The 24,789-nt window shown below is 64.5% G+C and carries 26 protein-coding genes, 1 tRNA gene and 1 pseudogene; 11 read left to right on the plus strand and 17 right to left on the minus strand.

Going from position 1 to position 24,789, the window contains the following annotated elements; genetic code table 11:
* Both CB0205_RS0106085 and queA read left to right on the plus strand, forming a co-directional pair.
* On the plus strand, positions 1-805 hold an 805-nt coding region (locus CB0205_RS0106085; protein WP_010315491.1), incomplete at its 5' end, for a 2-oxo acid dehydrogenase subunit E2.
* 14 nt (positions 806-819) lie between these two features.
* Positions 820-1,896, plus strand: coding sequence for a tRNA preQ1(34) S-adenosylmethionine ribosyltransferase-isomerase QueA (gene queA, locus CB0205_RS0106090; protein ID WP_369791653.1), 1,077 nt, complete (start codon positions 820-822; stop codon positions 1,894-1,896).
* 44 nt (positions 1,897-1,940) lie between these two features.
* Here the strand turns inward: queA and CB0205_RS0106095 are convergent, their stop codons facing one another.
* From CB0205_RS0106095 to CB0205_RS0106105, 3 genes are all read right to left on the minus strand, one after another.
* Positions 1,941-2,540, minus strand: a complete 600-nt coding sequence (locus tag CB0205_RS0106095) for a superoxide dismutase (RefSeq protein WP_010315495.1) — start codon at positions 2,538-2,540, stop codon at positions 1,941-1,943.
* 123 nt (positions 2,541-2,663) lie between these two features.
* Positions 2,664-3,272, minus strand: coding sequence for an FKBP-type peptidyl-prolyl cis-trans isomerase (locus CB0205_RS0106100; RefSeq protein WP_010315497.1), 609 nt, complete (start codon positions 3,270-3,272; stop codon positions 2,664-2,666).
* A gap of 47 nt (positions 3,273-3,319) precedes the next feature.
* On the minus strand, positions 3,320-3,661 hold the full coding sequence (locus tag CB0205_RS0106105) for a phasin family protein (RefSeq protein WP_010315499.1): 342 nt from the start codon (positions 3,659-3,661) through the stop codon (positions 3,320-3,322).
* 396 nt (positions 3,662-4,057) lie between these two features.
* On the opposite strand from CB0205_RS0106105, the gene CB0205_RS15270 reads away from it, so the two are divergent.
* The gene (locus CB0205_RS15270; RefSeq protein ID WP_198001907.1) at positions 4,058-4,837 is read left to right on the plus strand and encodes a sterol desaturase family protein; all 780 of its coding nucleotides are present in this window, start codon (positions 4,058-4,060) and stop codon (positions 4,835-4,837) included.
* An 89-nt stretch (positions 4,838-4,926) separates the two neighbouring features.
* Here the strand turns inward: CB0205_RS15270 and psbA are convergent, their stop codons facing one another.
* Complete coding sequence (psbA, locus tag CB0205_RS0106115) at positions 4,927-5,991, minus strand: photosystem II q(b) protein (protein ID WP_010315502.1); 1,065 nt, start codon at positions 5,989-5,991, stop codon at positions 4,927-4,929.
* A 311-nt stretch (positions 5,992-6,302) separates the two neighbouring features.
* On the opposite strand from psbA, the gene CB0205_RS0106120 reads away from it, so the two are divergent.
* From CB0205_RS0106120 to CB0205_RS0106140, 5 genes are all read left to right on the plus strand, one after another.
* Complete coding sequence (locus tag CB0205_RS0106120) at positions 6,303-6,581, plus strand: hypothetical protein (RefSeq protein ID WP_156797831.1); 279 nt, start codon at positions 6,303-6,305, stop codon at positions 6,579-6,581.
* 165 nt (positions 6,582-6,746) lie between these two features.
* Positions 6,747-8,318, plus strand: a complete 1,572-nt coding sequence (locus tag CB0205_RS14330; protein ID WP_043705551.1) for an apolipoprotein N-acyltransferase — start codon at positions 6,747-6,749, stop codon at positions 8,316-8,318.
* A complete protein-coding gene (locus CB0205_RS0106130) occupies positions 8,305-8,757 on the plus strand; it encodes a hypothetical protein (RefSeq protein WP_010315509.1) in 453 nt (150 codons plus the stop codon). Before CB0205_RS14330 ends, CB0205_RS0106130 begins: the two co-directional genes overlap by 14 nt.
* Before the next feature lie 181 nt (positions 8,758-8,938).
* The gene (locus CB0205_RS15855; RefSeq protein WP_156797832.1) at positions 8,939-9,112 is read left to right on the plus strand and encodes a hypothetical protein; all 174 of its coding nucleotides are present in this window, start codon (positions 8,939-8,941) and stop codon (positions 9,110-9,112) included.
* 310 nt (positions 9,113-9,422) lie between these two features.
* Entirely contained in the window at positions 9,423-9,920 is a 498-nt protein-coding gene (locus CB0205_RS0106140; protein ID WP_010315512.1) for a hypothetical protein, read from the plus strand.
* On the opposite strand, the gene CB0205_RS0106145 is transcribed toward CB0205_RS0106140, so the two are convergent.
* The 5 genes from CB0205_RS0106145 to ftsH all read right to left on the minus strand — a co-directional run bounded on the left by CB0205_RS0106145 (position 9,917) and on the right by ftsH (position 15,365).
* Positions 9,917-11,584, minus strand: coding sequence for a protein adenylyltransferase SelO family protein (locus tag CB0205_RS0106145; protein ID WP_010315514.1), 1,668 nt, complete (start codon positions 11,582-11,584; stop codon positions 9,917-9,919). The genes CB0205_RS0106140 and CB0205_RS0106145 overlap by 4 nt on opposite strands.
* 48 nt (positions 11,585-11,632) lie before the next feature.
* Positions 11,633-11,705 (minus strand) — tRNA-Ala (locus tag CB0205_RS0106150).
* A gap of 90 nt (positions 11,706-11,795) precedes the next feature.
* The gene (lexA, locus tag CB0205_RS0106155; RefSeq protein ID WP_010315515.1) at positions 11,796-12,422 is read right to left on the minus strand and encodes a transcriptional repressor LexA; all 627 of its coding nucleotides are present in this window, start codon (positions 12,420-12,422) and stop codon (positions 11,796-11,798) included.
* Between the two features lie 56 nt (positions 12,423-12,478).
* Positions 12,479-13,423 carry an ornithine carbamoyltransferase gene (argF, locus tag CB0205_RS0106160; protein ID WP_010315517.1) on the minus strand — a complete coding sequence of 315 codons (945 nt, stop codon included), beginning with the start codon at positions 13,421-13,423 and terminating at the stop codon, positions 12,479-12,481.
* A 61-nt stretch (positions 13,424-13,484) separates the two neighbouring features.
* Positions 13,485-15,365, minus strand: coding sequence for an ATP-dependent zinc metalloprotease FtsH (ftsH, locus tag CB0205_RS0106165; protein ID WP_029626161.1), 1,881 nt, complete (start codon positions 15,363-15,365; stop codon positions 13,485-13,487).
* Between the two features lie 83 nt (positions 15,366-15,448).
* Here ftsH and CB0205_RS0106170 point away from each other — a divergent pair, with 83 nt between their 5' ends.
* Positions 15,449-16,096, plus strand: a complete 648-nt coding sequence (locus CB0205_RS0106170) for an SOS response-associated peptidase (protein WP_010315520.1) — start codon at positions 15,449-15,451, stop codon at positions 16,094-16,096.
* A gap of 15 nt (positions 16,097-16,111) precedes the next feature.
* A complete protein-coding gene (locus CB0205_RS0106175; RefSeq protein WP_010315522.1) occupies positions 16,112-16,858 on the plus strand; it encodes a potassium channel family protein in 747 nt (248 codons plus the stop codon).
* Here CB0205_RS0106175 and ribD read toward each other — a convergent pair.
* The 4 genes from ribD to CB0205_RS0106195 are packed head-to-tail and all read right to left on the minus strand — an operon-like array spanning position 16,855 to position 21,272.
* Positions 16,855-17,937 (minus strand): bifunctional diaminohydroxyphosphoribosylaminopyrimidine deaminase/5-amino-6-(5-phosphoribosylamino)uracil reductase RibD, encoded by a 1,083-nt coding sequence (gene ribD / locus CB0205_RS0106180; protein WP_029626162.1) that lies wholly within the window; start codon positions 17,935-17,937, stop codon positions 16,855-16,857. The two genes, CB0205_RS0106175 and ribD, sit on opposite strands and share 4 nt — an antisense overlap.
* Positions 17,934-18,431: a DUF3122 domain-containing protein gene (locus CB0205_RS0106185; RefSeq protein WP_010315525.1), complete on the minus strand. Its 498-nt coding sequence runs from the start codon at positions 18,429-18,431 to the stop codon at positions 17,934-17,936. Before CB0205_RS0106185 ends, ribD begins: the two co-directional genes overlap by 4 nt.
* A 48-nt stretch (positions 18,432-18,479) precedes the next feature.
* Positions 18,480-20,993, minus strand: a complete 2,514-nt coding sequence (locus CB0205_RS0106190; RefSeq protein ID WP_010315527.1) for a GH116 family glycosyl hydrolase — start codon at positions 20,991-20,993, stop codon at positions 18,480-18,482.
* A gap of 27 nt (positions 20,994-21,020) precedes the next feature.
* A complete protein-coding gene (locus tag CB0205_RS0106195; RefSeq protein WP_010315528.1) occupies positions 21,021-21,272 on the minus strand; it encodes a hypothetical protein in 252 nt (83 codons plus the stop codon).
* Between the two features lie 22 nt (positions 21,273-21,294).
* Between CB0205_RS0106195 and CB0205_RS0106200 the strand changes: the two genes are divergently transcribed.
* Complete coding sequence (locus CB0205_RS0106200) at positions 21,295-22,533, plus strand: bifunctional cobalt-precorrin-7 (C(5))-methyltransferase/cobalt-precorrin-6B (C(15))-methyltransferase (protein WP_010315531.1); 1,239 nt, start codon at positions 21,295-21,297, stop codon at positions 22,531-22,533.
* Here CB0205_RS0106200 and CB0205_RS0106205 read toward each other — a convergent pair.
* The 4 genes and pseudogenes from CB0205_RS0106205 to CB0205_RS0106220 form a co-directional block, all read right to left on the minus strand.
* Positions 22,490-22,927 (minus strand): DUF192 domain-containing protein, encoded by a 438-nt coding sequence (locus CB0205_RS0106205; protein WP_010315533.1) that lies wholly within the window; start codon positions 22,925-22,927, stop codon positions 22,490-22,492. The genes CB0205_RS0106200 and CB0205_RS0106205 overlap by 44 nt on opposite strands.
* Positions 22,928-22,931: 4 nt before the next feature.
* The gene (locus tag CB0205_RS0106210; RefSeq protein ID WP_010315536.1) at positions 22,932-23,600 is read right to left on the minus strand and encodes a response regulator transcription factor; all 669 of its coding nucleotides are present in this window, start codon (positions 23,598-23,600) and stop codon (positions 22,932-22,934) included.
* A complete protein-coding gene (locus tag CB0205_RS0106215; RefSeq protein WP_010315538.1) occupies positions 23,600-24,505 on the minus strand; it encodes an NAD(+) kinase in 906 nt (301 codons plus the stop codon). The genes CB0205_RS0106210 and CB0205_RS0106215 overlap by 1 nt, the downstream gene beginning before the upstream one ends.
* A gap of 36 nt (positions 24,506-24,541) precedes the next feature.
* Positions 24,542-24,789, minus strand: a pseudogene (locus tag CB0205_RS0106220) (phenylalanine--tRNA ligase subunit alpha); the annotation flags it as partial.

Below are 24,789 nucleotides of genomic sequence, written 5' to 3' on the forward strand. Positions count from 1 at the left end.
GCGGGCCCTGGGTCTGACCGTGGCCGTACCCCGCGTGGCCGAGGGCTCAGCTCCTGCTGCCAGCGGCAGCGGAAATGGTGCCGCTGCTCCTGCGGCTGCACCGGCTGGCAATGCCTTTGGTCGTCCCGGCGAGAGCGTGGCCTTCAACACCCTGCAGGGTGCGGTCAACCGCAACATGGTGGCGAGCCTGGCGGTGCCGACCTTCCGGGTCGGCTACACGATCACCACCACCAAGCTGGACGCCTTCTACAAGCAGGTGAAGAGCAAGGGCGTCACCATGACCGCACTGCTGGCCAAGGCCGTGGGCGTGGTGCTGGCCCGTCACCCCCAGGTGAATGCCGCCACCAGCGCCGATGGCAGCGCCATGGTTTACCCCGCTGCGGTGAACGTGGCTGTGGCCGTCGCGATGGAAGACGGTGGCTTGATCACCCCCGTGCTGGCCAACGCCGATAAGACCGATATCCACTCCCTGGCCCGCAACTGGGCGGATCTGGTGAGCCGGGCCCGCAGCAAGCAGCTGCAGCCTGAGGAGTACAGCACCGGCACCTTCACCCTTTCCAACCTGGGGATGTTCGGTGTGGATCGCTTCGACGCGATCCTGCCCCCGGGCACCGGCGCGATCCTGGCGGTGGCCGCCTCCCGTCCCACCGTCGTGGGCGGCAACGACGGCTCGATCCGCGTAGCGAACCAGATGCAGGTCAACCTGACCTGTGATCACCGCGTGATCTACGGCGCCGATGCGGCGGCCTTCCTGAAGGATCTGGCCCAGCTGATCGAGACCAACCCGGAGAGCCTGGCCTTCTGATCAGCGACGATCAGCTGCTTTCGAGCTACGTCTTCGATCTCCCGGAGACGTTCATCGCCCAGCGGCCTGTGGAACCGCGCCATGCGGCTCGGTTGCTGGCGCTGGAAGGCCCTGAGGGCTGCAGCCACCAAACGGTCTGGGAGCTGCAGCAGCTGCTGAAACCGGGCGACTTGCTGGTGGTCAACAACACCCGGGTGCTGAAGGCGCGCCTTCAGGCCCGCAGGCCCAGCGGCGGCGCGGTGGAGCTCCTGGTGCTGGAGCCTGTGGAAGGCAGTGATTGGCTCTGTTTGGCCAAGCCAGCCAAGCGCCTGAAGCCGGGCGAGATCCTGCAGATGGAGCATCCCGGTCAACCCCTCCAGCCCCTGGAGATCGTGGCCATCGACGCCGAGACCGGCGGCCGGGTCGTGCGCTTTCCGGCGGAGTGCACCACCCCAGAAGCGATCGAGGCGCTGCTGGCGCGCTACGGCGAAATCCCCCTGCCGCCCTACATCCACCAGCACTCCAGCGAGGACGACAGCCGCTACCAGACCCGCTATGCCTCGCGGCCCGGGGCGGTGGCTGCTCCGACGGCGGGCCTGCACCTCAGTGATGCGCTGCTCGAAGCCCTGGAGGCGCGAGGTGTGCAGCGCACCACCGTGACCCTGCATGTGGGCCTGGGCACCTTTCGGCCGGTGGAGACCGAGGACCTTACCCAGCTGGAGCTCCATAGCGAGTGGGTTGAGGTGTCGGCGGCCGCTGTGGAGGCCGTGGCCCAGTGCCGCGCCCGTGGCGGCCGGGTGATTGCGGTTGGAACCACCTCCGTTCGCAGCCTGGAGGCCGTGGCCCAGCTCCATGGGGGCGAGCTCCAGCCCCATGCAGGGCCGGTGAATCTGGTGATTCAGCCCGGCTATCGCTTTGCGGTGGTGCAGGGACTGCTGACGAATTTCCACCTGCCCAAGAGCTCGCTGCTGCTGCTGGTCAGCGCCCTGGTCGGTCGCCGGCGCCTGCTGGATCTCTATGAGGAGGCCAAGGCCGAGGGCTATCGCTTCTTCTCCTATGGCGATGCGATGTGGATCGCACCGGAATCGGTTCTCGAGAGCGCCAGGCCATAAAAAAAGCCCCCGCTACTGCGGGGGCTTGGCTTGGATCGCTCGGATCAGGCGGCGGCCAGGTTGGCGGCCACGAAGTCCCAGTTGACCAGCTTGTCGAGGTAGGTGCTGATGTAGTCGGGGCGGCGGTTCTGGTAGTCCAGGTAGTAGGCGTGCTCCCAGACGTCCATGGTCAGCAGGGCCTTCTGGCCGTGGGCCAGGGGCAGATCGGCGTTGCCGGTCTTGGTGACCTTCAGGGTGCCGTTGTCGAGCACGAGCCAGGCCCAGCCGCTACCGAACTGGGTGGCGCCGGCTGCCTTGAAGGCCTCAACGAACTTCTCGAAGCTGCCGAAGTCAGCGTTGATCTTGTCGAGCAGCGCGCCGCTGGGGGTGCCGCCACCGTTGGGCTTGATGCACTGCCAGTAGAAGCTGTGGTTCCAGACCTGGGCGGCGTTGTTGAACACACCAGCCTTGCCAGCATCACCGGCCACGGCAACGATGGTGTCTTCGAGGCTCTTGCCTTCCAGATCGGTGCCAGCCACCAGGTTGTTGAGGTTGGTCACGTAAGCGTTGTGGTGCTTGCCGTGGTGGAACTCAAGGGTTTGGCGGGAGATATGGGGCTCGAGGGCGTCGAGGCCGTAGGGCAGCGCGGGCAGCGTATGAGCCATGAACGGAAGGATCGTGCTTTTCAATGCCCGGCCAAATGCCGGACGGCGGCGGCATCCTAACGATCGTTTGATGTTTCGACAGTCGCGGGAACCGCACCGCTGGCGCGGCTCCCATGGAACGGATCAGCCCTTGATCTCGAGCAGTTCCACCTCAAAGATCAAGGTGGCGTTCGGGGGGATCACACCGCCGGCACCGCGCTCGCCGTAGGCCAGATCGGGGGGGATCACGAGCTTGCGCTTGCCGCCCACCTGCATGCCGGCGACGCCCTCATCCCAGCCCTTGATCACGCGACCGGCGCCGAGGGGGAAGCTGAAGGGACCGCGGCCGTAGCTGCTGTCGAACTCTTTGCCGTTCTCAAGGGTGCCGCGGTAGTTCACAACAACGAGCTGACCGGAGCTGGCCTCAGGGCCATCACCGATCACCAGGTCGGTGATGCGCAGACCGCTGGGGGTCATCCGTTCTTTGGCCGCAACCATTTCTCCTCCGAGGGCAGATGCCCCACTGTCGGCGATGACGTCGCTGGCCATGGTGAAGAGGCTGGGGTTGGGGTCCTCCGGATCGAGCTCGATCTGGCCGCTGAAGCTGGCCTGGACTGGGGCACTGGCCACGGCCTGTTGCACGGCCGGCTGGCTGGGGGCGGCGTTCACGGTGGAGGGCGCCACGATCTGGCTCACCAGTGCCAGCAAGAGGCAGCCGACGCAAACGGCGGAGCTGATCAGGATGTCCCGCATGGCTGGATCAAAGAGGCATCAAGGGCCGATTCTCGCCTAGTTGCCTCTCAGTCCGGGATCTCGAGTTGGGATTGCTTTTGCCGGAGCTGCTGCTCCAGGCGATCGATGCGGCCCCGCAGTTCATCCACCTCCCGCTGGCGGGCCAGGCCCAGGTCCTGCAGCAGGTGGTCCAGGTTGCGCTCGACCTGCCGTTCGGTCTGTTTCTCCAGTTCGGGGTTCTCGCCGCGAAGGCTGGCGAGAACGTCATCCACCAAGGCGCTGGCCTGGCTTGGATCCAGGCGCCCACTGCTGACCCAGGCCTGGGTCACGCTCCGCAGGCGATCGGCCACCAGTGAAGTGGTGCCAAGGCCGCGGAAGAGAAGTTGTTGCAGGGTCCGGCTGGGATCCATATCACTTCTTTAGTGGTAAGCGAGCTGAGCTGATCAGAGAGGGTTGGCGCCAGCTCTGCCTTTTGCAGGTCTAGCTGGCCCAGAGGTCAGGCGCCTATGAACAGTGCGTCTGACCCAAGCACATCAACAGTTTTGAGCATGGCCAGGCTTGTGGCCTATCTGATCGCGTGAGTCATGCTTTTTGCCTGCTGAGTTGATGCTCTGCTTGAGCACGGCGTGCTCTTTATGGACCCAGTTTCTTATGCATCGTTCGAATCATTAAGGATCAGGATCGAGAGGCTTCCTCAAAGCTCGCGATTGGCAGTGAATGCAGAAGATCTGCTGCGTATTTGAGACTTGATCCCTTGGGCTGCTGACGGTTAATAGCTTGGTCTAGATGGAGTTGGATTCACCGTGATGGTGCCAGGGCCTTTCGCTTCGATCGTTGTCTTGCTTGATCAAGTGAATCTCTTTTTGATGGGCTTTGTTGTGATTTTTTTGATCATCAGTGCTCGCTCTGTTCTGATCGCTCTTGTCTCGGCTCTCTTGCTTCGAGATGGTCCCAACTGTTTTGGTCGAGCGAATGCCAACGATCTTCGACTCAGCTTTTCGTCTTCATTGGTCTTCGCTTGTGTTGGCTCAGTTTCGCTGATCCTGCATGGATCTGGTTACGTACAGCTTTACCATCACCAGTCTGAATGGCAGCTTCCTTTTCAGTTGACAGGATTTCTTGGTGTTTTGGCTGTACAGGATACCGTCTTCTACTTTGTTCATCGCCTTCTACATCATCCTGATCTCTACAGGATTGCGCACCTAGGGCATCATCGGTCAAGGCATTATTCAGCCTGGACTTCATTTGCTTTTGACCCAATCGAGTCACTCTTCCACTCTGTTTTTATTGTGGTTGTTGCGATGACCGTTCCGCTTCACTTCGTCACACTGTTTGCCCTTCTTGTGACGATGTCTGTTTGGGCTGCTTTGAACCACATGCCGCCGGCTGGATTGCCGGAGGCATTTCCTCATCACTGGTTGGGGCGTTGGTTGATTGGCCCTGTTCATCATTCCATTCATCATCAAAAACAGGGCTCTAACTTTGGACTTTATTTCACGTTCTGGGATCTTCTATTCGGAACGCAGGATCAGGGCTACGCTCAAAGTGTCTCGCGCGTTGTTAGAAAAGATTCACTGTTGCGTTGAATGGCACAAAAAAGACTGGTGAAATTCTCGCCAGTCCTCCTTCTCTTGATTGCCTCAGTCAGAGCTTTTGTCTGTTGGATCCGCCATTTTTACTTCATGGCTATTTGGAGTGTGCTTGAGACCGCAAGATCAAGTGGGAAATTGTGAGCATTTCTTTCGTGCATGGCTTCGATGCCAAGATCTGTCCGGTTGAGTACATCAGCCCAGCTGTGAACGACACGACCTTGAGTATCAAGGATCGATTGATTGAAATTCAGACCATTCAGTCCAAAGGAAAAGCTGGCGATTGCAAGGGACGAGAACCAAATCCCGAGTACTGGCCATGCAAAGAGAATGGCATGGATGCATCGGCTGTTATTCAATGCTGCATAGGGGAAGACGAGCCGAGCGAAGTAGGCGTGAGCTGAGACGATGTTGTAAGTCACCTCCTTCTGGCCAAAGCGATATCCACGATTAATCGACTCCTGTTCTGTGGTTTCTCGAACCAGGTTGCTTGAGACGAGTGATCCATGAACTGCCGCGAGGAGTGCCCCCCCAAATGTTCCGGCTACGGCAAGCATGTGAAATGGATGCATTAATACATTGTGTTCAGCTTGGAGGACAAGCATGAAGTTGAATGTGCCCGATATTCCAAGAGGCATTCCCTCTGAAAACGAGCCCTGGCCCATTGGGTAAACCAGAAGTACAGCCATTGCTGCTGACCAAGGTGCTGAAAAGGCAATGGCAATCCACGGCCGCATTCCTAGGCGATAGCTCAATTCCCACTGCCGCCCCATGTAGGCCGTGATGGCGATCAGAAAGTGAAAGACAATTAATTGGTATGGTCCGCCGTTGTAAAGCCACTCATCCAGACTTCCCGCTTCCCAGATCGGATAAAAATGGAGTCCGATGGCATTTGAGCTAGGCACGACTGCGGCGGTAATGATGTTGTTCCCACTGAGGAGTGATCCTGTGATGGGTTGCCTGACGCCGTCCAGGTCGACACCCGGAGCGCTGAGGAAGGCAATCACAAACGCCGCAGTGGCAGCGAGGGTCGTTGGAATCATCAAGACCCCAAACCAGCCGATGTAAAGCCTTTGGTTGGTCGAAGTGATCCAGTCTCCAAATGCAGACCAAGTCTGCAGTCCATTGCGGTTGGACAAGAATGTTGTCATGAAAAGTCCTTTGAGGTTCAGCCCCGCTGCCAGACTTGTGGCACTCAAATGGCCCGGCTATTTCGGGAGCTGGTGAACGAAGAAAGTGCATTTCAAGGGTCTTGATTCCTCAGTGATCTCTGCACCTTCTCCGATAGACCCTGATGCATTCCTTCTGGGCCTTGGGGTTTCGCTGTATCTTTGACTCGCATTGGCTTCAAGCCAATGTCAATCGAGCTAGATCTTCTTTTTCCAGATGCAGAACGGCTGCATTTCCTCCTTGGATCTGCAGGTGTTGGCTTTTCCTTAGCCAGTTGATTCAAAATCCTGAGGTGGATTCACTTCGTCGCCGCAGCATCAGCGAGCTCAGTCTTCGTGACTATTGCCTTTATCGGGCTATTTGCTCAGAGCTCGAGGTTCTCGAGGACTCCATTCAGGTTGATTGCCAATCAGGCGGTCATCTTCTAGAGCTGGCGGTGGCCATGCGGGATCGGCGTCTTCTTGTCGAGTGGTTGCGTGAATTGGGGTATCCCCCAAGCTCTGATCTCACCGACAGCGGTATCACTCCAGAGTTGGAAGAGCAGCTGATCGCCCACGGAGCTGATTGGTAGCTCTTTCGTTTAATCCGCCGCAACTTCTCTGCGCCACTGAACACGTGTCCGTGTAATCACTGAGAGACTGCCCCAAAGCTGATGGCAGCTCTCTTTGCGCTGGGCTGTTGTCTTTCACTGCTTCCAGCCCTGTAGCAGCCAGGACGCTCTATAGGGTCAGTGGCCATGGCAGAGAACCGGCGACTGGTTTGGAGCGGCGCCCTCGCGGCGGGTCTGCTGGCCGGTGTGGCGCTCCCGCCCCTGGGATCCCCGCCCCTGCTCTGGCTGGCGCTGGTCCCGCTCTGGGCCTTTGGGGCTGGGCCGGCGGCCCTCTGGGCTGCTGCTGCGGTCTTGGTCAGCCATCGCTGGCTGCTTTGGTTGCACCCCCTCGATTGGATTGGGGTGCCCCTGCCCTTGAGCCTGCCGCTTTGTCTGCTGCTCTGGTTGGCCCTGGGACTACTGGGGGCGGGGTTGGTGGCGCTCTGGCGCGCCCTGGTGGGGCGGTTCGGCGCTGGCCGTTGGTCTGTGGCGCTGCTGGCCTCGGCCCTATGGGGTTTGGGTGAGGTCTGGATGGCCAAGGGGCCTCTCTTTTGGCTGGGGCTGGGGGCGGCCGTCCTGCCGGGTGATCGTGCCCTGGCGGGGTTGGCCCAGTGGATTGGGGCCGGTGGCTTGGCGGCGCTGCAGTTGCTGCTGGCCTGGGGGCTCTGGCGTTTGCTCCTCTGTTGGTGGGAGGGGCGACGCGGGCTTTGGCGCGGCTGGCTGTCCTGGTTGCTGGTGCTCGCCCTGCTCCATGGTCTGGGTTGGCAGCAGCTGCAGCGCAGCGCCCTAGAGGACCCGGGTGCTCCCTGGCTGTCGGTGCTGGTGCTGCAGCCCGATATCCCCACCCGCGAAAAGTTCAGCTGGGTTCAGCAGCGGTCTCTGGAGCGGCAGCTGCGCCAGGCCCAGGCCGATGCGGAGGCCCAGGGCGCTGACCTGTTGGTGCTGCCCGAGGGGGCCTTGGCTCTGGGGCAGGGGCTGCCCACTGCAGCGGGAGTGGAGGTTCTCAGCGGTGGCTTCCGTCAGGAGGAGACCCAGCTGCGCAGCAGTGTTCTGCGCTTTCCCCCTCAGGCACTGCAGGCGGAGGGGGGGATCGATAAGCACCGCTTGGTGCCGCTGGGGGAATGGGTCCCCGGTGGAGCCCTCTTGCGTTGGGCTGGGTTGTCTGCGGTCGGTGGGGTCGAGCCGGGAGCGGCCTCGCGTCTGCTGCAGCGCCCCCAGGGGGATCTCGCCGTGGCCATTTGCTACGAGATCGCCGATGGGTCTGGGTTAATCGCTGCCTCCCAGGCGGGGGCTGGCTGGATTCTGGCCAGCGCCAACCTTGACCCTTATCCCCTGCAGCTGCAGCGGCAGTTCCAGGCCCTGTCCCAGTTGCGGGCGATTGAAGCCAGTCGCTGGCTGGTCAGTGCCGCCAATAGCGGCCCGAGTCTTGTGGTGCAGCCCGATGGGCGGCTGGGGGCCTCCTTGGCTCCGATGGAGCCGGGAACCCTGTTGGTGCGGCTGCAGGCTCGGGCGAGTCAGACCGTCTACGGGCAACTGGGGGAATGGCCGCTGTTGCTGGCGGCAGGCGCCGGACTCGTCGCAAGTCGGTCTCGCATGAGACAATCTTCAGACTTGCTTAAGGCGCCTTTTGGTTTCCTTCCGCTCTGGTCTGTTGGGTCTGGGCTTGGCGGCCGCATCAGCGCTGCTGACTCTGCCTGCCAGGGCTATGGATCCGGCTGATGCGGCTCTGGAGGCGGCCTCTGCCCTGGGGGTCATGGTGATCCAGGGGGCGGACTGCGGCGGGCCGCGTCAGCTCGCCACCTACAACATGGGCGCGAACGTCCTCTGCCTCTCCAAGGCCCTTGACCTTGATCCGCAGAAGCGGGCCAGGGTGATCCAGCACGAGTTGGTCCATGTGGTGCAGGACTGCCTTGATGGTTTGGGTACGCCCACCTCGCTGACCCTGGCGGAGGGATTGCGCTCCAGCGGTCAGCTCAGTGGAGAACAGGTCAACGGCTTTTTTCTGCAGCATCTGCGCAAGCAGGGCAATTTGAATCACGTCGTGGCTTCAACGGCGCAGTTGCCAATGGAAAGTCGTCAACGTGAGTTCGAGGCCTACGCCTTGCAGGCGGATCCAGCGATGGTGGCGCACCTATTGAAGTCCACCTGCACGCTCTAAATCGTCGGCTAATCGCGGATTGGAGTTGACTTTCAGGCCGCGCAGACAGCGCGGTTAATGGATGCGTCTGTCTAGGTATTCAGCACCAGGTTATTGTGCCTAAATCACCAAAAGTATGGCATTTATACCTGGAAGAAATGCCCTGACCAGGGTTAGGACATCAGGAGTTGCCGCCTTTGCTGTGACCGCTTATCCCTGCTGCGCTGCCTGTAAGAACTTCATCATCGCTGGCGGCATGGGGGTCTGCCGCTGTTGGCGGATGACGATGAGCTTGAAGGACGCTGAGGCTCAGGTGCGCTGCCCCTATTGGCTTCGCGCGGAGGCGGTTGAAGATCCCTTTGAGACCTTTGATTGAGTCAGAACTCGATTCAGTGAAGAGCACGTTGGTGTCCTGCGTCACCTTCTGAGGTCTTGGGTTTGCTCTTGATGGGGCGGCTGGCCGCCCAGAGTTAAGACGCTCTGGACGCAGCTGTGATGCCCGACGTGCTGTCCCTGACGGCGATCCTCCTGTATCTGACGGCTAAGGGGGTTCATGCCTTTTGGCTCGCTGACTCGCCGCCTGCGCCTGGCTCGGGTCGGGGTTGAAAACCGGAGACATTCGGCGCGAACAACCTCCCACCTTCTCGAAGTGGGTCCACTGAGACCAGGGTTGAGAGGGATGGGGTTTGCGGTTCTCCAGGCCCATTCGCTTTGCGGTCCTCTTGGCCGCGCTGCTCGGGTTTGGATTGCAGGCGTCCCCGGCTCGAGCGGAGCGTCTCAAGTCCATCGCGTTGCTCGCCGGGTTGCTGCGACGGGCCGGCACCGAGACCTTGGTGGCCCGGGATTGCCCCAAGCAGTTGATGGGTGCTTTTGTCTTCGCCCGCAATGCTGTGGTCTTGTGTGCCAACAACCTCAAGGACGATCCCGAGCGGGTCTGGGAGACCTTGGCCCATGAGTCAGCCCATGTGATGCAGCACTGCCGGCGTCAGCCGATCTTTGAGCGGGATCGACTGGGCTTGGATTTCTTGCTGGCAAGCCATCAGTCACCGGAGCTGTTCAATGCTGTTGGCCAGTACCACCCCAGTCAGCACCGCACGGAAATCGAGGCGCGGATTGTTCAGGGTTTGCCGGCTGAGGAGGTGATGAATCTCTTCCGCCGCTCCTGCGCGGATCGCCTGCTCTAGGACGAGCAGCTGTAGTGCGACAGCCCGCCGGCATTGAAGAACTCGCGGGGTTTGAGCCTGTCGTAGGTCGCCGCAAGCTCTGCTGGAGGGGTGGCGTAGGGATCGCGGAAGACCGTCTGGAGTTCTTGGATCAAGCTCAGATCGCCTTCAGCAGCTCGCTCGTAGGCCGGGGCGATGAGCCACTCCCGCCAGGTGATCTGGGGATTGGCCTGGCGCATGGCGGCCCTGGCGGCCTCGGGGTCGCTCAGTTGTTCGCGCCAGCGCTGCAGCCAGGTCGTCCAGTGCTGCTCGAGTTCAGCGTCGATCGGCAGATAGAAGCTGGGTTTGAGCGCCTCCACCTGCTCCGGGAGTTCAGACAGCTGGCGGAAAGCCAAGGTGTAATCGGCCCTGGAGCTGGCCAGCAGTTGCAGCAGATCCTTCAGGAGGTCGTCGTCGTAGCTGGCCAGTCCCAGCTTGCGGGCCCACATCGCCTCGAGTTCGCCGCGCATCGCTTCTGAGAAGCCCTCGCGCAGCCCATCGAGCTCAGCCAGCGCCCCTGCGTCGTCCTCCAGCAGTGGCCGCAGCGCAGACCAGAACATCTGGTAGTTGGCCTCTGCGGCTGCCGGTTGGTTGAAGAAACAGAAGTGCTCGCCGCCGCCGGTCCAGGGCTGGAAGCGGGGATCAAACAGTTCGCAGAAGCCGAAGGGCCCGTAGTCGAGGGTGTAACCGCCGGCGGCGCAGTTGTCGCTATTGAAGTTGCCCTGGCAGTAGCCCACGCGAATCCAGTTCGCCACCAGGGCCGTCAGCCGTCCGCGGAAGAGCCGGGCCAGCTCCAGCACCTGCTGAGGGAAGGGCAGAGCCGCGTTGATTTCGGTGCGGTAGTTGCGCTCGATCAGGTGCGCGGTGATCTGCTGCAGTTCCCGCCGGGCCCCGGGGTGGGCGTTGCTGCGGACCCGTCGGGCAAAGAGCTCGAGCTGGCCGACTCGCAGGAAGGACGGCGCCACGCGGGTCGTGATCGCGGCCGGGTTGTCGACCATCACGTCCGGCTCAAATGAGCGCGATTGTGGGGAGTACCAGGGCCGCCGCACGCCCTCGTCGCGGGACATGTAAAGGCTGAGGGAGCGGGTGGTGGGGACCCCCAGGGCATGCATGAACTCCTGGGCAAGGAACTCGCGAACGCTGGAGCGCAGGACAGCCCGGCCATCGGCGCCGCGGCAGTAGGGGGTGGGGCCCCCGCCCTTGAGCTGCATCTCCCAGCGCTGGCCCTGAAAGAGGCCTTCGAAGATCGAGATCGCCCGCCCGTCGCCGTAGCCATTGCCGGTGCCGAAGGGGCACTGCTGGATGTACTCCGTGCCGTAGATCGAGAGGGCGTAGCCCGTGGCCCAGCCATAGGGCCGCATGGCTCCTCGCGCCACCCGGCTGTCACCGGAGAAGAGCCGGCGGAAGTCCTCGTCATGGGCCAGGTCTTCGCTTAGCCCCAGCTCCGCGAACAGGCTGGCGCTGTGGGCCACATACTCCGGGGCCGGTAGTGGTTTGGGAGTGACGGGGACGTAGTGCCCTGAACGGACCTGCCGCGGCAGGTGATCATCCCCATCGCTGCTGGACTCCGGGTCGGCCTGGAGCGACTCCAGCAGGGAGTAGTCCACCTGCGCCGCAAAGGCCTCAAAGCTGTCGGTGGTGGTCATGGGTGTTGGGCACAAAAAAGCCCAGGACAGGCCTGGGCTTTTGGAAAGTGGAGCCAAGGAGACTCGAACTCCTGACCCCCTGCATGCCATGCAGGTGCTCTACCAGCTGAGCTATGGCCCCTTTTGATACCGATGAGCTCACCTGACGCTGGTCGTCAGGGATGGCCCGGAGGCCGTGCTTTCGATGCGAAGAGCTTACACCGCAGCGGGTCTAAACCTGGCGCCAGACAGCGACGAGCTTCCCTTGGATCGCCACCTGATCGGCATCGATCAGGATTGGTTCGTAGGCGGGATTGGCGGCCTCTAGGCGCACCTGGCGTCCATCGCGGTGGAAGTGCTTGAGGGTTGTGCCGCTGCCGGGGACCAGGGCGCTGACGATCGTGCCTTCTCGCAGGCGGCTTGGTTCGCTGACGGGCTCCATCAGGACGACGTCACCGTCGGCGATGTGGGCGTCCACCATCGAGTCCCCGTTGACAGTCAGGGCGAATAGCCCGCGGGTGGCCAGCACCGGCTCGAGCTCGAGTCGTTCCTCGACGTCGTCAAAGGTTTCCACCAGGCCGCCGGCGGCCACAGCCCCGAGCACTGGAATACCGCCCCCGAGGGCGTCGCCCAGTAGCTGCAGGGTTCGGGCCTGGCCCTCTTTCCAGGTGATCCAGCCCTTCTGTTGCAGGTGGCGCAGGCGACTCTGAATGGGAGCCGGTGAGCGCAGCCCCATGGCCTCCATCATCTGGCGGATGGAGGGGCTATGGCGATGTTCGCCGATGTACTGGGAGAGCCAGTCGTAGAGCTCTTGCTGGGCAGTGGTCAGGGGCTCAGGCGATCCAGCGGGCACCGGCAATGCATTTGTTCGTCAATACATTTGTACCGCTGGTGTTTGGCTTTGGCAACCGGCTGTTACGAGAGCAGGGCTGCCAGCAGGGCCTGCTGCGCGTGCAGGCGGTTCTCTGCTTGATCGAAGATCCGGCTGCCGCTGCCCTCCATCGCCCCGGCGCTGATCTCCAGGCCCCGGTAGGCCGGCAGGCAGTGCAGGACGATGGCCTTGGGGTCGGCCTCGGCCACGAGCTCCTCATTGAGGCACCAGCCGTTAAAGGCCTGTTCCCGTTCTCCCTTCTCCTCTTCCTGGCCCATGGAGGCCCAGACGTCGGTGTAGAGGGCATGGGCACCGCGCACGGCGGCCACCGGTTCTTGAATGACCTCGATGCTGCAGCGACCGCCGGCCAGAGCCCGGGACTGCTCGAGGACCGCAGCGCTTGGCTCATAGCCCTTGGGGCAGCCCACGCGGATGTTCACCCCCAGCAGGCCGCCACAGAGCATCAGGGAGTGGGCGACGTTGTTGCCGTCCCCCACGTAGGAGAGGGTCAGCCCCTCGATTGAACCGAAGGCCTCCTGCAGGGTCAGGAAATCGGCCAGGGCCTGGCAGGGGTGCTCCAGGTCGGTCAGGGCATTGATCACCGGAACCGAGGCCCAGTGCGCATACTCCGCCAGCTCCTCCTGGGCGAAGGTGCGGATCGAGAGGGCGTCGACGTAGCGGCTCAGCACCCGGGCGGTGTCGGCCACGGGTTCTCCGCGCCCCACCTGGGAGACCTGGGGGTTGAGGTCGATGGTCTGGCCGCCCAGGCGAGCCATGGCCACCGTGAAGCTCACCCGGGTGCGGGTGGAGGCCTTGCTGAAGATCAGTCCCAGCACCTTCCCGCCCAGATCGAAGCGGGTGCGGCCGGCCTTGAGGTCCGCGGCCAGGTCAAGCAGGGCTCTGGTTTGTTCCGCGCTGATGTCAGCTGACGAGAGGAAGTCGCGTCCGCTGAGTTCGGAGAGGGAGGAATAGCCGCTCAGTGCAGCCATGGGCCCGTCTTCAAAGAACCCTTATCCGAGATGACGGGCCCCCGCGTCAACCCCTTGGAGCTCAAGCGATGGCTTGAGCGTCCTCGGGCATGACGCTGCTGGCGAGCAGATCCTTGAGGTCATCGCCTTCGATCACCTCTTTTTCGAGGATCTGCTGGGAGATGCTCTCCATCAGCTCTCGGTTGTGGCGAAGGATCGAGAGCGCCCGGTCATGGGCGCGGTCCACCAGGGTGCGCACCTCCTTGTCGATCGCCTGGGCCGTGGCGTCACTGACGACCCGGCGAGGGTTGTTGGCGCCGCCGAGGAAGCGGCTGCCGCCCTGCTTGTCGTAGGCCAGGGGGCCAAGGATGTCGCTCATCCCATAGGTGCCGACCATCTGCTCTGCGATGTCGGTGGCCCGCTGCAGGTCGTTGGCCGCACCGGTCGTGACCTCACCAAAGACGATCTCTTCGGCGCTGCGGCCGCCGAGGAGGGTGGCGATCTGACCCTCGAGGTCTTCCTTGGAGTTCAGGAAGCGCTCTTCGGTGGGCAGCTGCAGGGTGTAGCCCAGGGCCGCCATGCCGCGGGGAACGATCGAGATCTTGGCGACCTTGCTGCCGCCGGGCATCAGGTGGCCGACGATGGCGTGGCCGACCTCGTGATACGCCACGACCTTTTTCTCGTCGGGCTGGAGGACGCGGCTCTTCTTCTCAAGGCCAGCGACCACGCGCTCGATCGCCTCGTTGAGGTCACCTTGTTCAACGGAGGTCCGCATGGCGCGGGCGGCCAGCAGGGCGCCTTCGTTCACCAGGTTGGCCAGGTCCGCACCGGCAAAGCCGCTGGTGGCCTGGGCGATCTTGTCGAGATCAACCCCTGGGGCGAGCTTCACCTTGCGGGCATAGATGTCGAGGATGGTCTTGCGGCCCGAGAGGTCCGGGCGATCCACCAGCACCTGCCGGTCGAAGCGGCCGGGGCGCAGCAGGGCGGCGTCCAGGGTTTCGGGTTGGTTGGTGGCGGCCAGGACGATGACGGGCTTGTCCTTGGCGGCGAAGCCATCCATCTCGGTGAGCAGCTGGTTGAGGGTCTGCTCGCGCTCGTCGTTGCCTCCGACGACGCCCATCGAGCCTGCGCGGCTTTTGCCGATGGCGTCGAGTTCGTCGATAAAGATGATGCAGGGCGCTTTTTTCTTCGCCTCTTCAAAGAGGTCCCGCACGCGGGCGGCGCCGGCACCAACGAAGAGTTCGACGAACTCCGAGCCGCTGATGATGAAGAAGGGAACGCCCGCTTCACCGGCGACGGCCTTGGACAGCAGGGTCTTACCGGTTCCCGGGGGGCCCACCAGCAGGACGCCCTTGGGGATGCGCGCGCCGATCGCCGTGTAGCGCTCCGACGACTTCAGGAAGTCGACGATCTCGGTCAGCTCTTGCTTGGCCTCATCGACACCCGCCACATCGGCAAAGGTGACTCTGGATTCTTCATCCGGGACGTAGACCTTGGCTTTGCTCTTGGTGAAGCTCAGGGCACCCTGGGCGCCGCCCATGGAGCGGCGGGCGAAGAACTGCAGCACCAAGATGAAGATCAGGGGCGGCACGATCCAGCTCAGGGCCGTGGTGATGAAGCTGGGCTTCTGGGGCGGAGCGGCGGCGAACTCAACACCGTGCTCCTCCAGCCGCTTCGGCAGATCCATGTCGAAGATCGGCGTGGTGGCGAGCACCGAGGGGGCGTCCTCCTCCGGAGGGGCCTTGAGCTCGTAGCGGATCTGTTCTTGGGTGATGTAGGCACGGCGGACGTTGCCGTCGTCCACCTGACTGACGAAGAGGGAGTACGGAACCCGAGGCACCTGCTGCATGCCCTGGTTGGGCAGGAAGCTGCTCACCAGCAGCAGCACGCCAAAGCCAATCAGCAGCAGATTGACGATGCCGAAGCGCCGGTTCGGGGGCGTGTCGTCCTTGCGGATAGGCATGCGACGGGTGCGCGTTTGCCCCAAACTAGGGTTGCTGCAAGGCCCCAGTGGGGGGTGAGAACCGAACGGGGGCCGGTCAGACCATGTGCGGTCGTTACTCCCTGACCTCCCGTCTGGACCAGCTGCTGCCCAGGCTGGGAGGAGGCTTGCCGGACGGTTTGCTGGCGCACTACGCGCCGCGGCCCTTGATTCGCCCGGGGGAGCCGGTGTTGGCCCTACGCCAGGAGCACGGTCAGATCAGTCCGGCCTTAATGCTCTGGGGGCTGCTGCCTGAGTGGAGCAAGGACCCCTTGAACGGGCCCCGGCCCTTCAATGCTCGATCAGAAACCGTGGCAGAGAAGGCCAGCTTTCGCGGCGCCTGGCGCCATCGGCGCTGCCTGCTGCCGGCCGATGGCTTCTACGAGAAGGGGCATCGGCTGGCCCCAAGTGATGGCGAGATCTTTTGGCTGGCGGGTCTCTGGGATCGCTGGATCGGACCGGATGGCAGTGAGGTGGAGACCTGCTGCGTGCTGACCACCGCGCCCAATGCCTTGGTGGCTCCGCTGCATGACCGGATGCCGGTGATCGTTCCTGAGGGGTTGGAGGAGGCCTGGATGGAGCCCCTGGATGGGCCGGGCCTGCGGGCCCTGGAGCCCTTGATGCAGGGCTGGTCGCCGGAGGGTTGGGCGGCTGAGGGGCCGGTCAAACCCAAAGCCAAAGCCAGCTCGGACCAGTTGCCCCTGTTTGGTTGATCGCCAGACTGGGCCATGGCCCGCAACAACCAACGCCACCTCGGCTATCGCCTACTGCTGGCGAACTGTCTGACGGTGATCGCTTGCTTGATGCTTCCGCTGGGCATGCGGCAGTTGTCGGCCTTGGGTTATCTGTCTTTGCCGTGGGTGCTGAGCTTCGGCTTGGGGGCACCCCTGGAGTCAGGCCGATGGTCGCTGCAACGCTCCCGGGTCTATCGCCTGCTGGCGCTGCTGACCTTTGCGTCCTCGATGGGTTGGTACTTCACCGGTGCCAATGCCAACCAGGCGGGCTTCCCGCTGCTGTTTGTCTGGACGCTGCTGGTGGCCTGGAGCTGTGAGCGCCTGATTCGCAACCTCGCGCAGGAGCGACTGATTAGCCGGGATGTGTTGATGGGGGCCCTGGCGGGCTACCTGCTGGTGGGTCTGGCGGCGGGGCTGCTGTTTGCCGTACTGGAGTCGCTGGCACCCGGGAGCTTCTTGAACTCCGTGGCCAAGGATGTCTCCCTGCTGCATGGTTCAGCTGGGCAGGCGGCCCGGATTTTCTCTTTGGATTTTGTTGAGCTCAACTACTACGCCTTCATCACCCTGACCACAACCGGGTACGGCGACATCAGTCCGGTGACGCCCCAAAGCCAGATGTTGAGCATGATGGTGGCGGTCTCCGGGACGATTTACTTGGCCCTGGTGATGGGTCTGCTGATCAGCCGCTTCACCGTTCAGGACGTCGAGGAAGAGATCGCCGAAGAGCAAAGGAACGACTAGTGCTGCAGTTCCAATAGCCAGTCGTTGCCGAGGCGCCGGAGCCGTTGCTGCGGCCATGTCTCCGCCTGGTTGACATCGACCAGGCCCAGCTCGCCAAGGGGGGTGCGAGCGGCCAGGCCGCCCAGCAGTTTCGGGGCGATCACGCCTGCCAGTTGCTGCACGCAACCCTCGCGTAGTGCTGCCGCGGCCAGTTCTGCTCCGCATTCCCAGAGGACCTGATTGCAGCCCCGCTGGGCCAGGAGCTCCAGGGCTGCCCGGGGCTGGCACTCCGGCAGGGCCAGGTGCTCCACCCCGAGTCGATCGAGCTGCTGCTGTCGTTCGGCTGGGGCCTTGCTGCCGTGGAGGACCAGGGTCTGGGCCAGGCTTTGATCCCAGAGCTGGGTGTCCTGCGGGAGATCCAGGCTGCGGCTGAGAACGACCCTTAGCGGTTCCGGGCTCCGCTGCCCGCGGCTGGTCAGCAGGGGGTTGTCGGCGCGGACGGTGCCGCCCCCGACGAGAACCGCGTCGCATTGGGCCCGTAGCTGATGCACCCAGGCGCGGGCCGGGGGACCGGAGATCCACTGGCTGGCGCCATTGGGCAGGGCGGTGCGGCCGTCGAGGCTCATGGCCCACTTGAGGATTCCCCAGGGGCGCCCGGTTTGCACCCGCTGGATGAAGCTGCGGTTGAGGGCCTGGGCTTCGGCTTCGCAGACCCCGCTGATGACCTCGATGCCGGCGGCCTGCAGTTGGGCGATTCCGCCGCCTGCCACACGGGGATCGGGATCGCGCATGGCCACGACGACGCGGCGCACCCCAGCGGCGATCAGGGCTTCACTGCAGGGGGGCGTGCGGCCGTGGTGGCAGCAGGGCTCCAGGCTGACGATGGCCGTGCCGCCTTGGGCGCGCTCGCCGGCCTGGCTCAGGGCATGGACTTCGGCGTGGGGTGTGCCGGCTCGGCGGTGGAAGCCCTCACCCACCAGTGCCCCCTGGCGATCGAGGACGACGCAACCCACTAGAGGGTTGGGGCTGGTGCGTCCGGCGCCGAGGGCGGCCAGCTGCAGGGCCCGCTGCATCCAGGGCCGCCAGGCGCTGCTGCTCATCCGGCGTCGCGCCAGCTCGGCAGGCTGCGCCATTCACCGACCACAAAGGGAGGAACGGGCAGCTCCACAAACACTCCGGGCAGCTCCAGGCGTAGGGGGCGGTTCTGGTGCAGCTCGGCCAGCAGTGGATTGAGGTCAAATTCGGCAGCGGCATCCCGGCCATCGGCGGCCAGCTTGGGGTTGGCTGTGGTGATGTCCTCGAGCTCCCAGCTGCCCCGGCCGGAGTGCACGATCAAGGAGGTGGGGTGATCCAGGCGGACGCGGCCGGGATAGCCGACGATCCGCAGGGTGACGGGCCCGCCCGGGGGGCCGGTGCGGTAGGCCACGGCCTGCCAGCTCTGGTAGTCCAGATCCCGCAGGCTCTCTAGGCTGCGAACGATCTCTGTGCCGTTCTCATCGGGGTGCAGGTGCACCTGGGCGTTGGCGGGTTGGCCCAATCCCAAGGCGAGTACCCCGCCGATCAGCAGGGAGAGGGCAACACGAAGTAGTGCCATAACACCATTGCTCTCTGGCCAGCGTATGGAACCGAGTTGTGGTTCCGCTTAGCTCCGCTCCGCCCCCGGGATCCGCTGCCAGTCGGTGTGGGTGGCCCAGACCCCCCAGATGGCCATGGCCCGAAGGTAGTGGCAGGCGCGGAAGGTGTTCACGGCCGTGATCGCCTCGGGGGTGCGGAACTGCAGGCCGCCGGAATACACCTGATTGACCACCGCTGAGGTGATTGCCAGGGCGGTCTCGGTCTCGCCCATCAGCCGGAAGTAACTGGCGATGCCGAAGTTGATTCCGGTCCAGACCTCCAGCGGGTGGGTGCCGTTGGGATCCAGGGGGGTGCCATCGCGGCGTAGGCCATTGGCAACGCCCAGGCTGCCGCCCTCGAACTTCTCGAAACAGGAGTCCTTGACGGCATTGAGGGTGCTGCGGCTGTTGGCCTCGCTCACCACCGGCTCCAGGCCCAGCAGGCGGGCATAGAAATCGCCGCAGAGCTGATCGGCCATCACCACCGGCGTGCCGCTCTCGGCATCGATGTCGTAGTACTCCCCGTTCCAGAGGAGCCTGTCGAAGTTCCCCCGCGCTTGCGCCAGCCAAGCGCTGAATTCCTGCTGCTCGGCCGAGGTGTCTAGGCCTGTGCTGAGTTGCAGCTGCTGGGCGATCGCCAGGGCGGCATCGAGCGCCGCAATCCAGAGGGCGCCGCAGTAGGCACTGACGCCCTTGAGCGGCCAGTCATCAAAGGTCTGATCCGGGGCGCCGCCGTTGTCGGGTAGGCCGTCGTTGTTGATGTCGAAGGTCTTGAGATAACGCAGGGCTTCCACCGCGGCCGGCCAGCAGTCCGCCAGGAAGCGCAGGTCCTCGCCGTTGGGGGCGAGCTTGAAGGTGCGCCAGACCTGCAGCACGTAGTCGCTGGCGAGGTCCTTCCAGAGGTTGCAGTCCTGGTAGGCCGTGTAGTTCGTGGCATCCCAGGGCTTTTCGTTCGGCGCCCCCAGGTCATGGGGTGTGGCGCCTTTGACCTTGCGGGCGGCTTCCACGCGTCCCTTGCCCTGGGTGAAATACCAGCCGATCGGCCGTGGCGTGGCATCGGCCGCGGGGATGGCCCGGGCAAAGCTGCGCAGCACCGCCTTGTCGAGCTCCGGCCAGAGCTGCAGCAGCGCCAGGGAGCCATAGAGCCGCACATCCAGGCTCTCGTACCAGGCGTAGTCCAGGCACTCCAGCACCCCGAATCGGCCGACGGGATCTTCGCGGCTGGCGGCACTCCAGAGGCTGCCGCCGCTGCAGAGGTCGTAGAGCTCGTTGAAGAGCGCCATCCGCAGCGGCTCGGGTAGATCACTGCGCTCCAGCACCGGTTGTTGCCAGGCCTCGATCTGTTGGCGCCAGCTGCGCCAGTCCCGCAGACCTTCGGCGGCGATGGCGGCGGCGTTCTTGCCGCTGGCGCCGAAGAAGTCGGTGTAGCGCCGCAGGGCACTCGTGCCGGTGGCGAAGGACGTGACCGGCAGGTCCCAGCTGATCACCACCGGGATCTCGATGCTCTGGCCGGGCTCCAGGCGGCAGCGCACCGCCAGGGCCGCGCTGACGGGCTCGGCTGCTCCACTGCGGCGGTTGTTATTGCTCTCGGGGATCGAGCCATCGCGGCTGAAGCTGCCCCAGAGATCCGAGCCGTCGCCCTGGGGATTCCAGCGGCTGCAGCGTTGGATGCTCACGCCGGCTTGCTCCTGCGTCGCGATGCACCACTGCCCTTCCCCTTCGGCGACCGGAGAGGAGACATCACCCCCTAGGACGACTCCCTTGAGCGAGCCGTCGTCGATCCAATCGTTGCGATGGCCCTCACTCTTGCCGATGGCCGGGGCGTAGTTGTGTTCGGGGCTGCCGTCATCTCGGAAGTGCACCTCTGCCGATGAATCGGTGTTGGTGAACCAGCCGCAGGTGTTGCGCCAGCTCAGCATCAGCGAGAGGTCCAGGGCCTGGCGCGTGGGGTTGCGCAGGGTCCAGACGAACGTCGCCAACGGGTAGCTGGTCTGCTGGTAGTTGCCGGGGAGGATCGGGCTGAAGGCCTCGCAGCTGACCTCGGCCTCGAAGACCCCTTGGTAGTGGCTCCAGCTCAGCGGATAGCGCGCGGCGTAGGTGCCGGTTTGGCGTTGCTCACTGCTGGCGGGATACCAGCTCCAGCTGGAGAGGGGGTCTGCGGCTTCGGGGCGTGAGTCATCCCGGTTGGGCTTCACCGCCAGGGCGTGGGCCCGTTGCTCTGTCCCGTTGCTTTCAAAGAGCGAGAACTGGCAGTCGGGCAGCACGCCGAACCAGTGCTCGCCGCCATCGAGGTGCCAGAGGTTGAAGGAGCCATCAGGGGCGCGGCCGATGCAGCCGGCGCCAAAGCCGCCGAGGGGCATCCCATGGTTCGGGCCGTCGTCCAGGTTGCTCGCGTAGCGAACGGTGTAGGGCGACGCCCAGCCCTGACCGAAGGCTCGGCTCCAGCTTGCGGCCGGGGGCTGCCAGGTGGAGGGGCGTGAGGCGCGACTGAGGCCGGTGCGGCGCAGCAGGGACTTCAGGGCGGAGAGGCCGAGGCGCGCCATGGGGCAGCTAATAGTGCCGCCAGCTTGTCAGAGTTGAGAGGGGTTGGCCCGTTCGTTGGCCTCCTGTTCCACCAGGGCATCCAGGGTGGCGGCGGAGCGCACCAAGGCCTGGTAGCGCTGCACCACCCGGCGGTTGCGCTCCAGCCAGCCAGCGGGGTTGCCTTGGGCCACGGCCAGGCTGCCGCTGTTGTCGTCATCCAGCAGGTCCAGGTCGCCCTGTTGTGCGATCAGGGCGACGACTAACTCATGCAGGCGTTGACGGCGATTGGAGGGGTTCATCGCTCAGCAGCAGAATGCACCCATGATTGAGGTAATTGGCACCGACGCTGGCGCTCCGGCATCGCTGCCCCTCGACAAGCAGCAGTTGTTGCGCCAGGCCCCCTTGGTGGCTGCGCCCCTGCGTCTGCACGACGCCCTGACGGCCTGGGACGGCTGGAGTGGTGCGCGGCTGATTGCCAGTGACCAGCCCAGCGCCCTACTCGATCAGCTTCAGGGGCAGGGGCAGGCCGTAGTGCTGGCCAGTGGAGACCCCCTCTGGTTTGGCATCGGCCGGCTGCTGATTCAGGGCCTTGGCTCCGAGCGCTTGCGGTTTCATCCGGCTCCCTGCTCCCTGCAGTTGGCCTTCTCGCGCCTGGCGCGCCCCTGGCAGAACGCCGCTTGGATCAGCCTTCACGGCCGTGATCCCGGCGCCTTGGCTGCGCGCCTGCAGCAGCGGCCAGAGGCCCTGGCGGTGCTGACCGACCCCAGCCGCGGTGGGGTCACAGAAGTGCGTGAGCTGCTGCGCGCCTCGGGTCTGGAGCAGGCCTATGGCCTCTGGCTCTGTGAGCGGCTTGGGCATCCGGGGGAGCGGGTCCAGCGGCTGGCCCCCTCGGCTGCGCTGCCCGCTGATCTCGACCCGCTGCATCTGGTGGTGTTGCTGGCGGAGGTCCCGGCCCCTACGCCGCCGGAATCCCTGCCCCTGCTGGGCATTGCCGATGGCGCCTACCTGCAGCACCCCGATCGGCCGGGTCTGATGACCAAGCGGGAGGTGCGCGTTCAGCTCTTGGCCGAGTTGGAGCTGCCGGCCGCTGGCGTTCTTTGGGATCTCGGCGCTGGAGTGGGCTCCATTGGTCTGGAGGCCTTGCGGCTGCGGGCTGGCCTGCAGCTGTGGGCGCTGGAGCAGCGCGGCGGCTCGGCGGAGTTGATCCGCGCCAATGCCCAGCGACTGGGGGTGGTTCCCGCGGGTGTGATCGAAGGCCGGGCGCCCGAGGCCCTCTCCGAGTTACCGGACCCCGACCGCGTCTTGATCGGCGGCGGCGGCCGTGATCGGGCGGCGCTGCTGCGGGCCGTTCTGGATCGGCTGAAGCCCGCTGGCATCGTCGTGATCCCCCTAGCCACCGTTGAAGCCCTGGCGGAGCTGCGCCCCGTTCTCGAGGGTGCTGGCCTCACGGTGAGCATCAGTCAGCACCAGGCCTGGCGCGGTGCGGCCCTGGCCGATGGCACGCGGCTGGCGCCCCTTAATCCGGTGTTGATCCTGCGGGGACAGAGGAGATCGGGCTGATCACCACCGGCATCCCGACCCGCAGGCCCAGGCGTTTGGCTTCTCCTGCCCCGAGTTCCACGACCCCATCCCCTGGCTCCACGGGGCCATAGCTGCGGCAGGGCAGGTGCGGGCAGGGAGTCGTCTCGGGCTCAATGGCGATCACCCGGTTGCCGTTGAGAAAGACCATGTCGAGGGAGGCCGGGGTCTTGTGCATCCAAAAGCGCAGGGGTTGCGGCTTGGGGAAGGGGAACCACATGCCCCGCAGCGGAGCCAAGGGCGGGCGGCCCTGAAGCCCTCGCCGCTGCTGCTCTTGGCTGCGGGCCACCTCGAGGGCAATGCAGGGCTGCTTCTCCTCAAGGCACCACTGGGCCTCGATCGGTAGTTGCTGGGGCGGCAGAGCGGGAGTTGGCATCGCCCTAGCCCAGTTGGGGAGGGCCGTCGCTGAGGCAGTAGCCCCGGCCGCGCACGGTGTGGATCAGGCGCTTGCCGCCGCCGGTCTCGAGTTTTTGCCGCAGGTAGCGCACGTAGACCTCGATCACGTTGCTGGCGGCGCCCTGCTGATCCCGCCAGACCGTCGCCAGGATCCGTTCGCGGCTGACCACCTCGCGGGCATGCCGCATCAGCAGCTCCAGCAGGGCGTACTCCCGCGCGGTTAGGGCGATGGTTTGGCCATTGCGGCGCACCTCATGGCGGCTGGGGACGATCGAGAGGTCCCCCAGTTGCAGCAGATCCCGCGGCGGCCGTTGCTTGTCCTGCAATTTCAGATGCACCCGCAGCCGGGTCAGCAGGTCACTGGCGCCCGCGGAGGACAGCCAGAAGTCATCGCCCCCCTCGATCAGCACCTGGGAGCGGGCGGGAACACTGTCCTCGACGATGTCCAGCAGCATCGGGAGCGCCCCGAGGTGGGCGCGCAACTCCTGAATCCGCGCTCCCCACTCGGCCGAGAGCACCACCAGCTCACACCCGCCCTGGCTGGCTTGTTGCAGGCCGCTTTCGCCGATCAGTGGGCTGTACCCCGAGGCGCTCAGGCGATCGGCGAGGACCTCGGACGTTTCCCCCAGCAGCAGGACGCAGATGTCGCCCATCAAGCGCCGGGCTTTGCCACGTGCGGCAGGCCCCAGCCGAGCTTGTTGCGCAGCACCTGGAAAAACTCATGGTCCGCCAGGCGCACAAAGCGGACTGGGTGCTCACTGCGGCGGATCAGCACCCGATCCTCCGGCCAGACGTAGCAACCGGCGCTGCCGTCCACCACCATCATCAGCCGCTCCGGGGTGGCGGGGAAGACCGTCACCGGCTCCTGATCGCTGAAGACCAGGGCCCGTGAGGCCAGGGAGTGGGGCGCAATCGGGGTGAGTTGCAGCACCGGGCAGTCGGGGCTGATCACCGGTCCGCCGGCGCTCAGCGCATAGGCGGTGGAGCCCGTCGGGGTGGAGAGGATCACGCCATCGGCGGCGATGTCCACCGGGGCATGGCGTCCCACGGCGATCTCGAAATGGCACATCGAGGTGATCGGCTCGCGGTGCAGGGCCATCTCGTTCAGGCAGAGCAGTTCCCAGCGGCGCTGGTCCCCGCGCATCACGGTCACCACCAAGGTGGTGCGTTCCTCGACCGTCCATTGACCGGCGATCACCTGCTCGAGGGCCTCCTCGAGCTTGGGCAGGTAGGTCTCTGCCAGGAAGCCCAGGTGGCCGGTGTTGATCGTCAGGATCGGCACGTCGATCGGTGCCGTCATTCGGGTGGCCGAGAGCACCGTGCCATCGCCCCCCAGCACCATGGCCATGTCCATCCCGGCTTCGAAGTGGGGCGGGACGCAGGCAACGTGTCCCTTGCTGCGCAGGTGTTGCTCAGGATTGGCGAAACCCACCATTCCGGCGGCACTGCTGGCGCGCAGCACGTCGTAGCCCGCCTGCTTCAGGCGGGCCTCAATCGTGTCGGCGGTGGACAGGGCCAGGTCCTTGCCGTCGTTAATGATCAGTCCGACGCAGGGCAAGGAGCAGCTCAGGTGGTCCCCCAGAGTTTATGGGGATCAGAACTGTTCGAGGAAGCGCAGATCGCTCGTAAACAAGCGGCGGATGTCATCAATGCCGTGGCGCACCATGCAGAAGCGCTCCACCCCCAGGCCGGCGGCGAAGCCGCTGTAGCGCTCGGGGTCGATGCCCATGCCCTGGAGCACGGCGGGGTCGACCATGCCGCAGCCCATCACCTCGAGCCAGCGGCCGCGCCACTGCACATCCACCTCGGCTGAGGGTTCGGTGAAGGGGAAGTAGCTGGCGC

The organism is Synechococcus sp. CB0205, from assembly GCF_000179255.1.
Lineage (GTDB): Bacteria > Cyanobacteriota > Cyanobacteriia > PCC-6307 > Cyanobiaceae > Vulcanococcus.

What these genes read in the sequence shown, in the direction of transcription:
- CB0205_RS0106095 (WP_010315495.1), bottom strand. Translation starts at nt 2,540, where the DNA reads ATGGCTCATACGCTGCCCGCGCTGCCCTACGGCCTCGACGCCCTCGAG.
- CB0205_RS0106170 (WP_010315520.1), top strand. Translation starts at nt 15,449, where the DNA reads ATGTGCGGTCGTTACTCCCTGACCTCCCGTCTGGACCAGCTGCTGCCC.
- CB0205_RS14330 (WP_043705551.1), top strand. Translation starts at nt 6,747, where the DNA reads ATGGCAGAGAACCGGCGACTGGTTTGGAGCGGCGCCCTCGCGGCGGGT.
- CB0205_RS0106195 (WP_010315528.1), bottom strand. Translation starts at nt 21,272, where the DNA reads ATGAACCCCTCCAATCGCCGTCAACGCCTGCATGAGTTAGTCGTCGCC.
- psbA (WP_010315502.1), bottom strand. Translation starts at nt 5,991, where the DNA reads ATGACAACATTCTTGTCCAACCGCAATGGACTGCAGACTTGGTCTGCA.
- CB0205_RS0106100 (WP_010315497.1), bottom strand. Translation starts at nt 3,272, where the DNA reads ATGCGGGACATCCTGATCAGCTCCGCCGTTTGCGTCGGCTGCCTCTTG.
- CB0205_RS0106145 (WP_010315514.1), bottom strand. Translation starts at nt 11,584, where the DNA reads ATGACCACCACCGACAGCTTTGAGGCCTTTGCGGCGCAGGTGGACTAC.
- CB0205_RS15270 (WP_198001907.1), top strand. Translation starts at nt 4,058, where the DNA reads ATGGTGCCAGGGCCTTTCGCTTCGATCGTTGTCTTGCTTGATCAAGTG.
- argF (WP_010315517.1), bottom strand. Translation starts at nt 13,423, where the DNA reads ATGGCTGCACTGAGCGGCTATTCCTCCCTCTCCGAACTCAGCGGACGC.
- CB0205_RS0106185 (WP_010315525.1), bottom strand. Translation starts at nt 18,431, where the DNA reads ATGGCACTACTTCGTGTTGCCCTCTCCCTGCTGATCGGCGGGGTACTC.
- CB0205_RS0106105 (WP_010315499.1), bottom strand. Translation starts at nt 3,661, where the DNA reads ATGGATCCCAGCCGGACCCTGCAACAACTTCTCTTCCGCGGCCTTGGC.
- ftsH (WP_029626161.1), bottom strand. Translation starts at nt 15,365, where the DNA reads ATGCCTATCCGCAAGGACGACACGCCCCCGAACCGGCGCTTCGGCATC.
- CB0205_RS0106200 (WP_010315531.1), top strand. Translation starts at nt 21,295, where the DNA reads ATGATTGAGGTAATTGGCACCGACGCTGGCGCTCCGGCATCGCTGCCC.
- ribD (WP_029626162.1), bottom strand. Translation starts at nt 17,937, where the DNA reads ATGAGCAGCAGCGCCTGGCGGCCCTGGATGCAGCGGGCCCTGCAGCTG.
- CB0205_RS0106190 (WP_010315527.1), bottom strand. Translation starts at nt 20,993, where the DNA reads ATGGCGCGCCTCGGCCTCTCCGCCCTGAAGTCCCTGCTGCGCCGCACC.
- CB0205_RS0106205 (WP_010315533.1), bottom strand. Translation starts at nt 22,927, where the DNA reads ATGCCAACTCCCGCTCTGCCGCCCCAGCAACTACCGATCGAGGCCCAG.
- CB0205_RS0106210 (WP_010315536.1), bottom strand. Translation starts at nt 23,600, where the DNA reads ATGGGCGACATCTGCGTCCTGCTGCTGGGGGAAACGTCCGAGGTCCTC.
- CB0205_RS0106130 (WP_010315509.1), top strand. Translation starts at nt 8,305, where the DNA reads ATGGATCCGGCTGATGCGGCTCTGGAGGCGGCCTCTGCCCTGGGGGTC.
- CB0205_RS0106175 (WP_010315522.1), top strand. Translation starts at nt 16,112, where the DNA reads ATGGCCCGCAACAACCAACGCCACCTCGGCTATCGCCTACTGCTGGCG.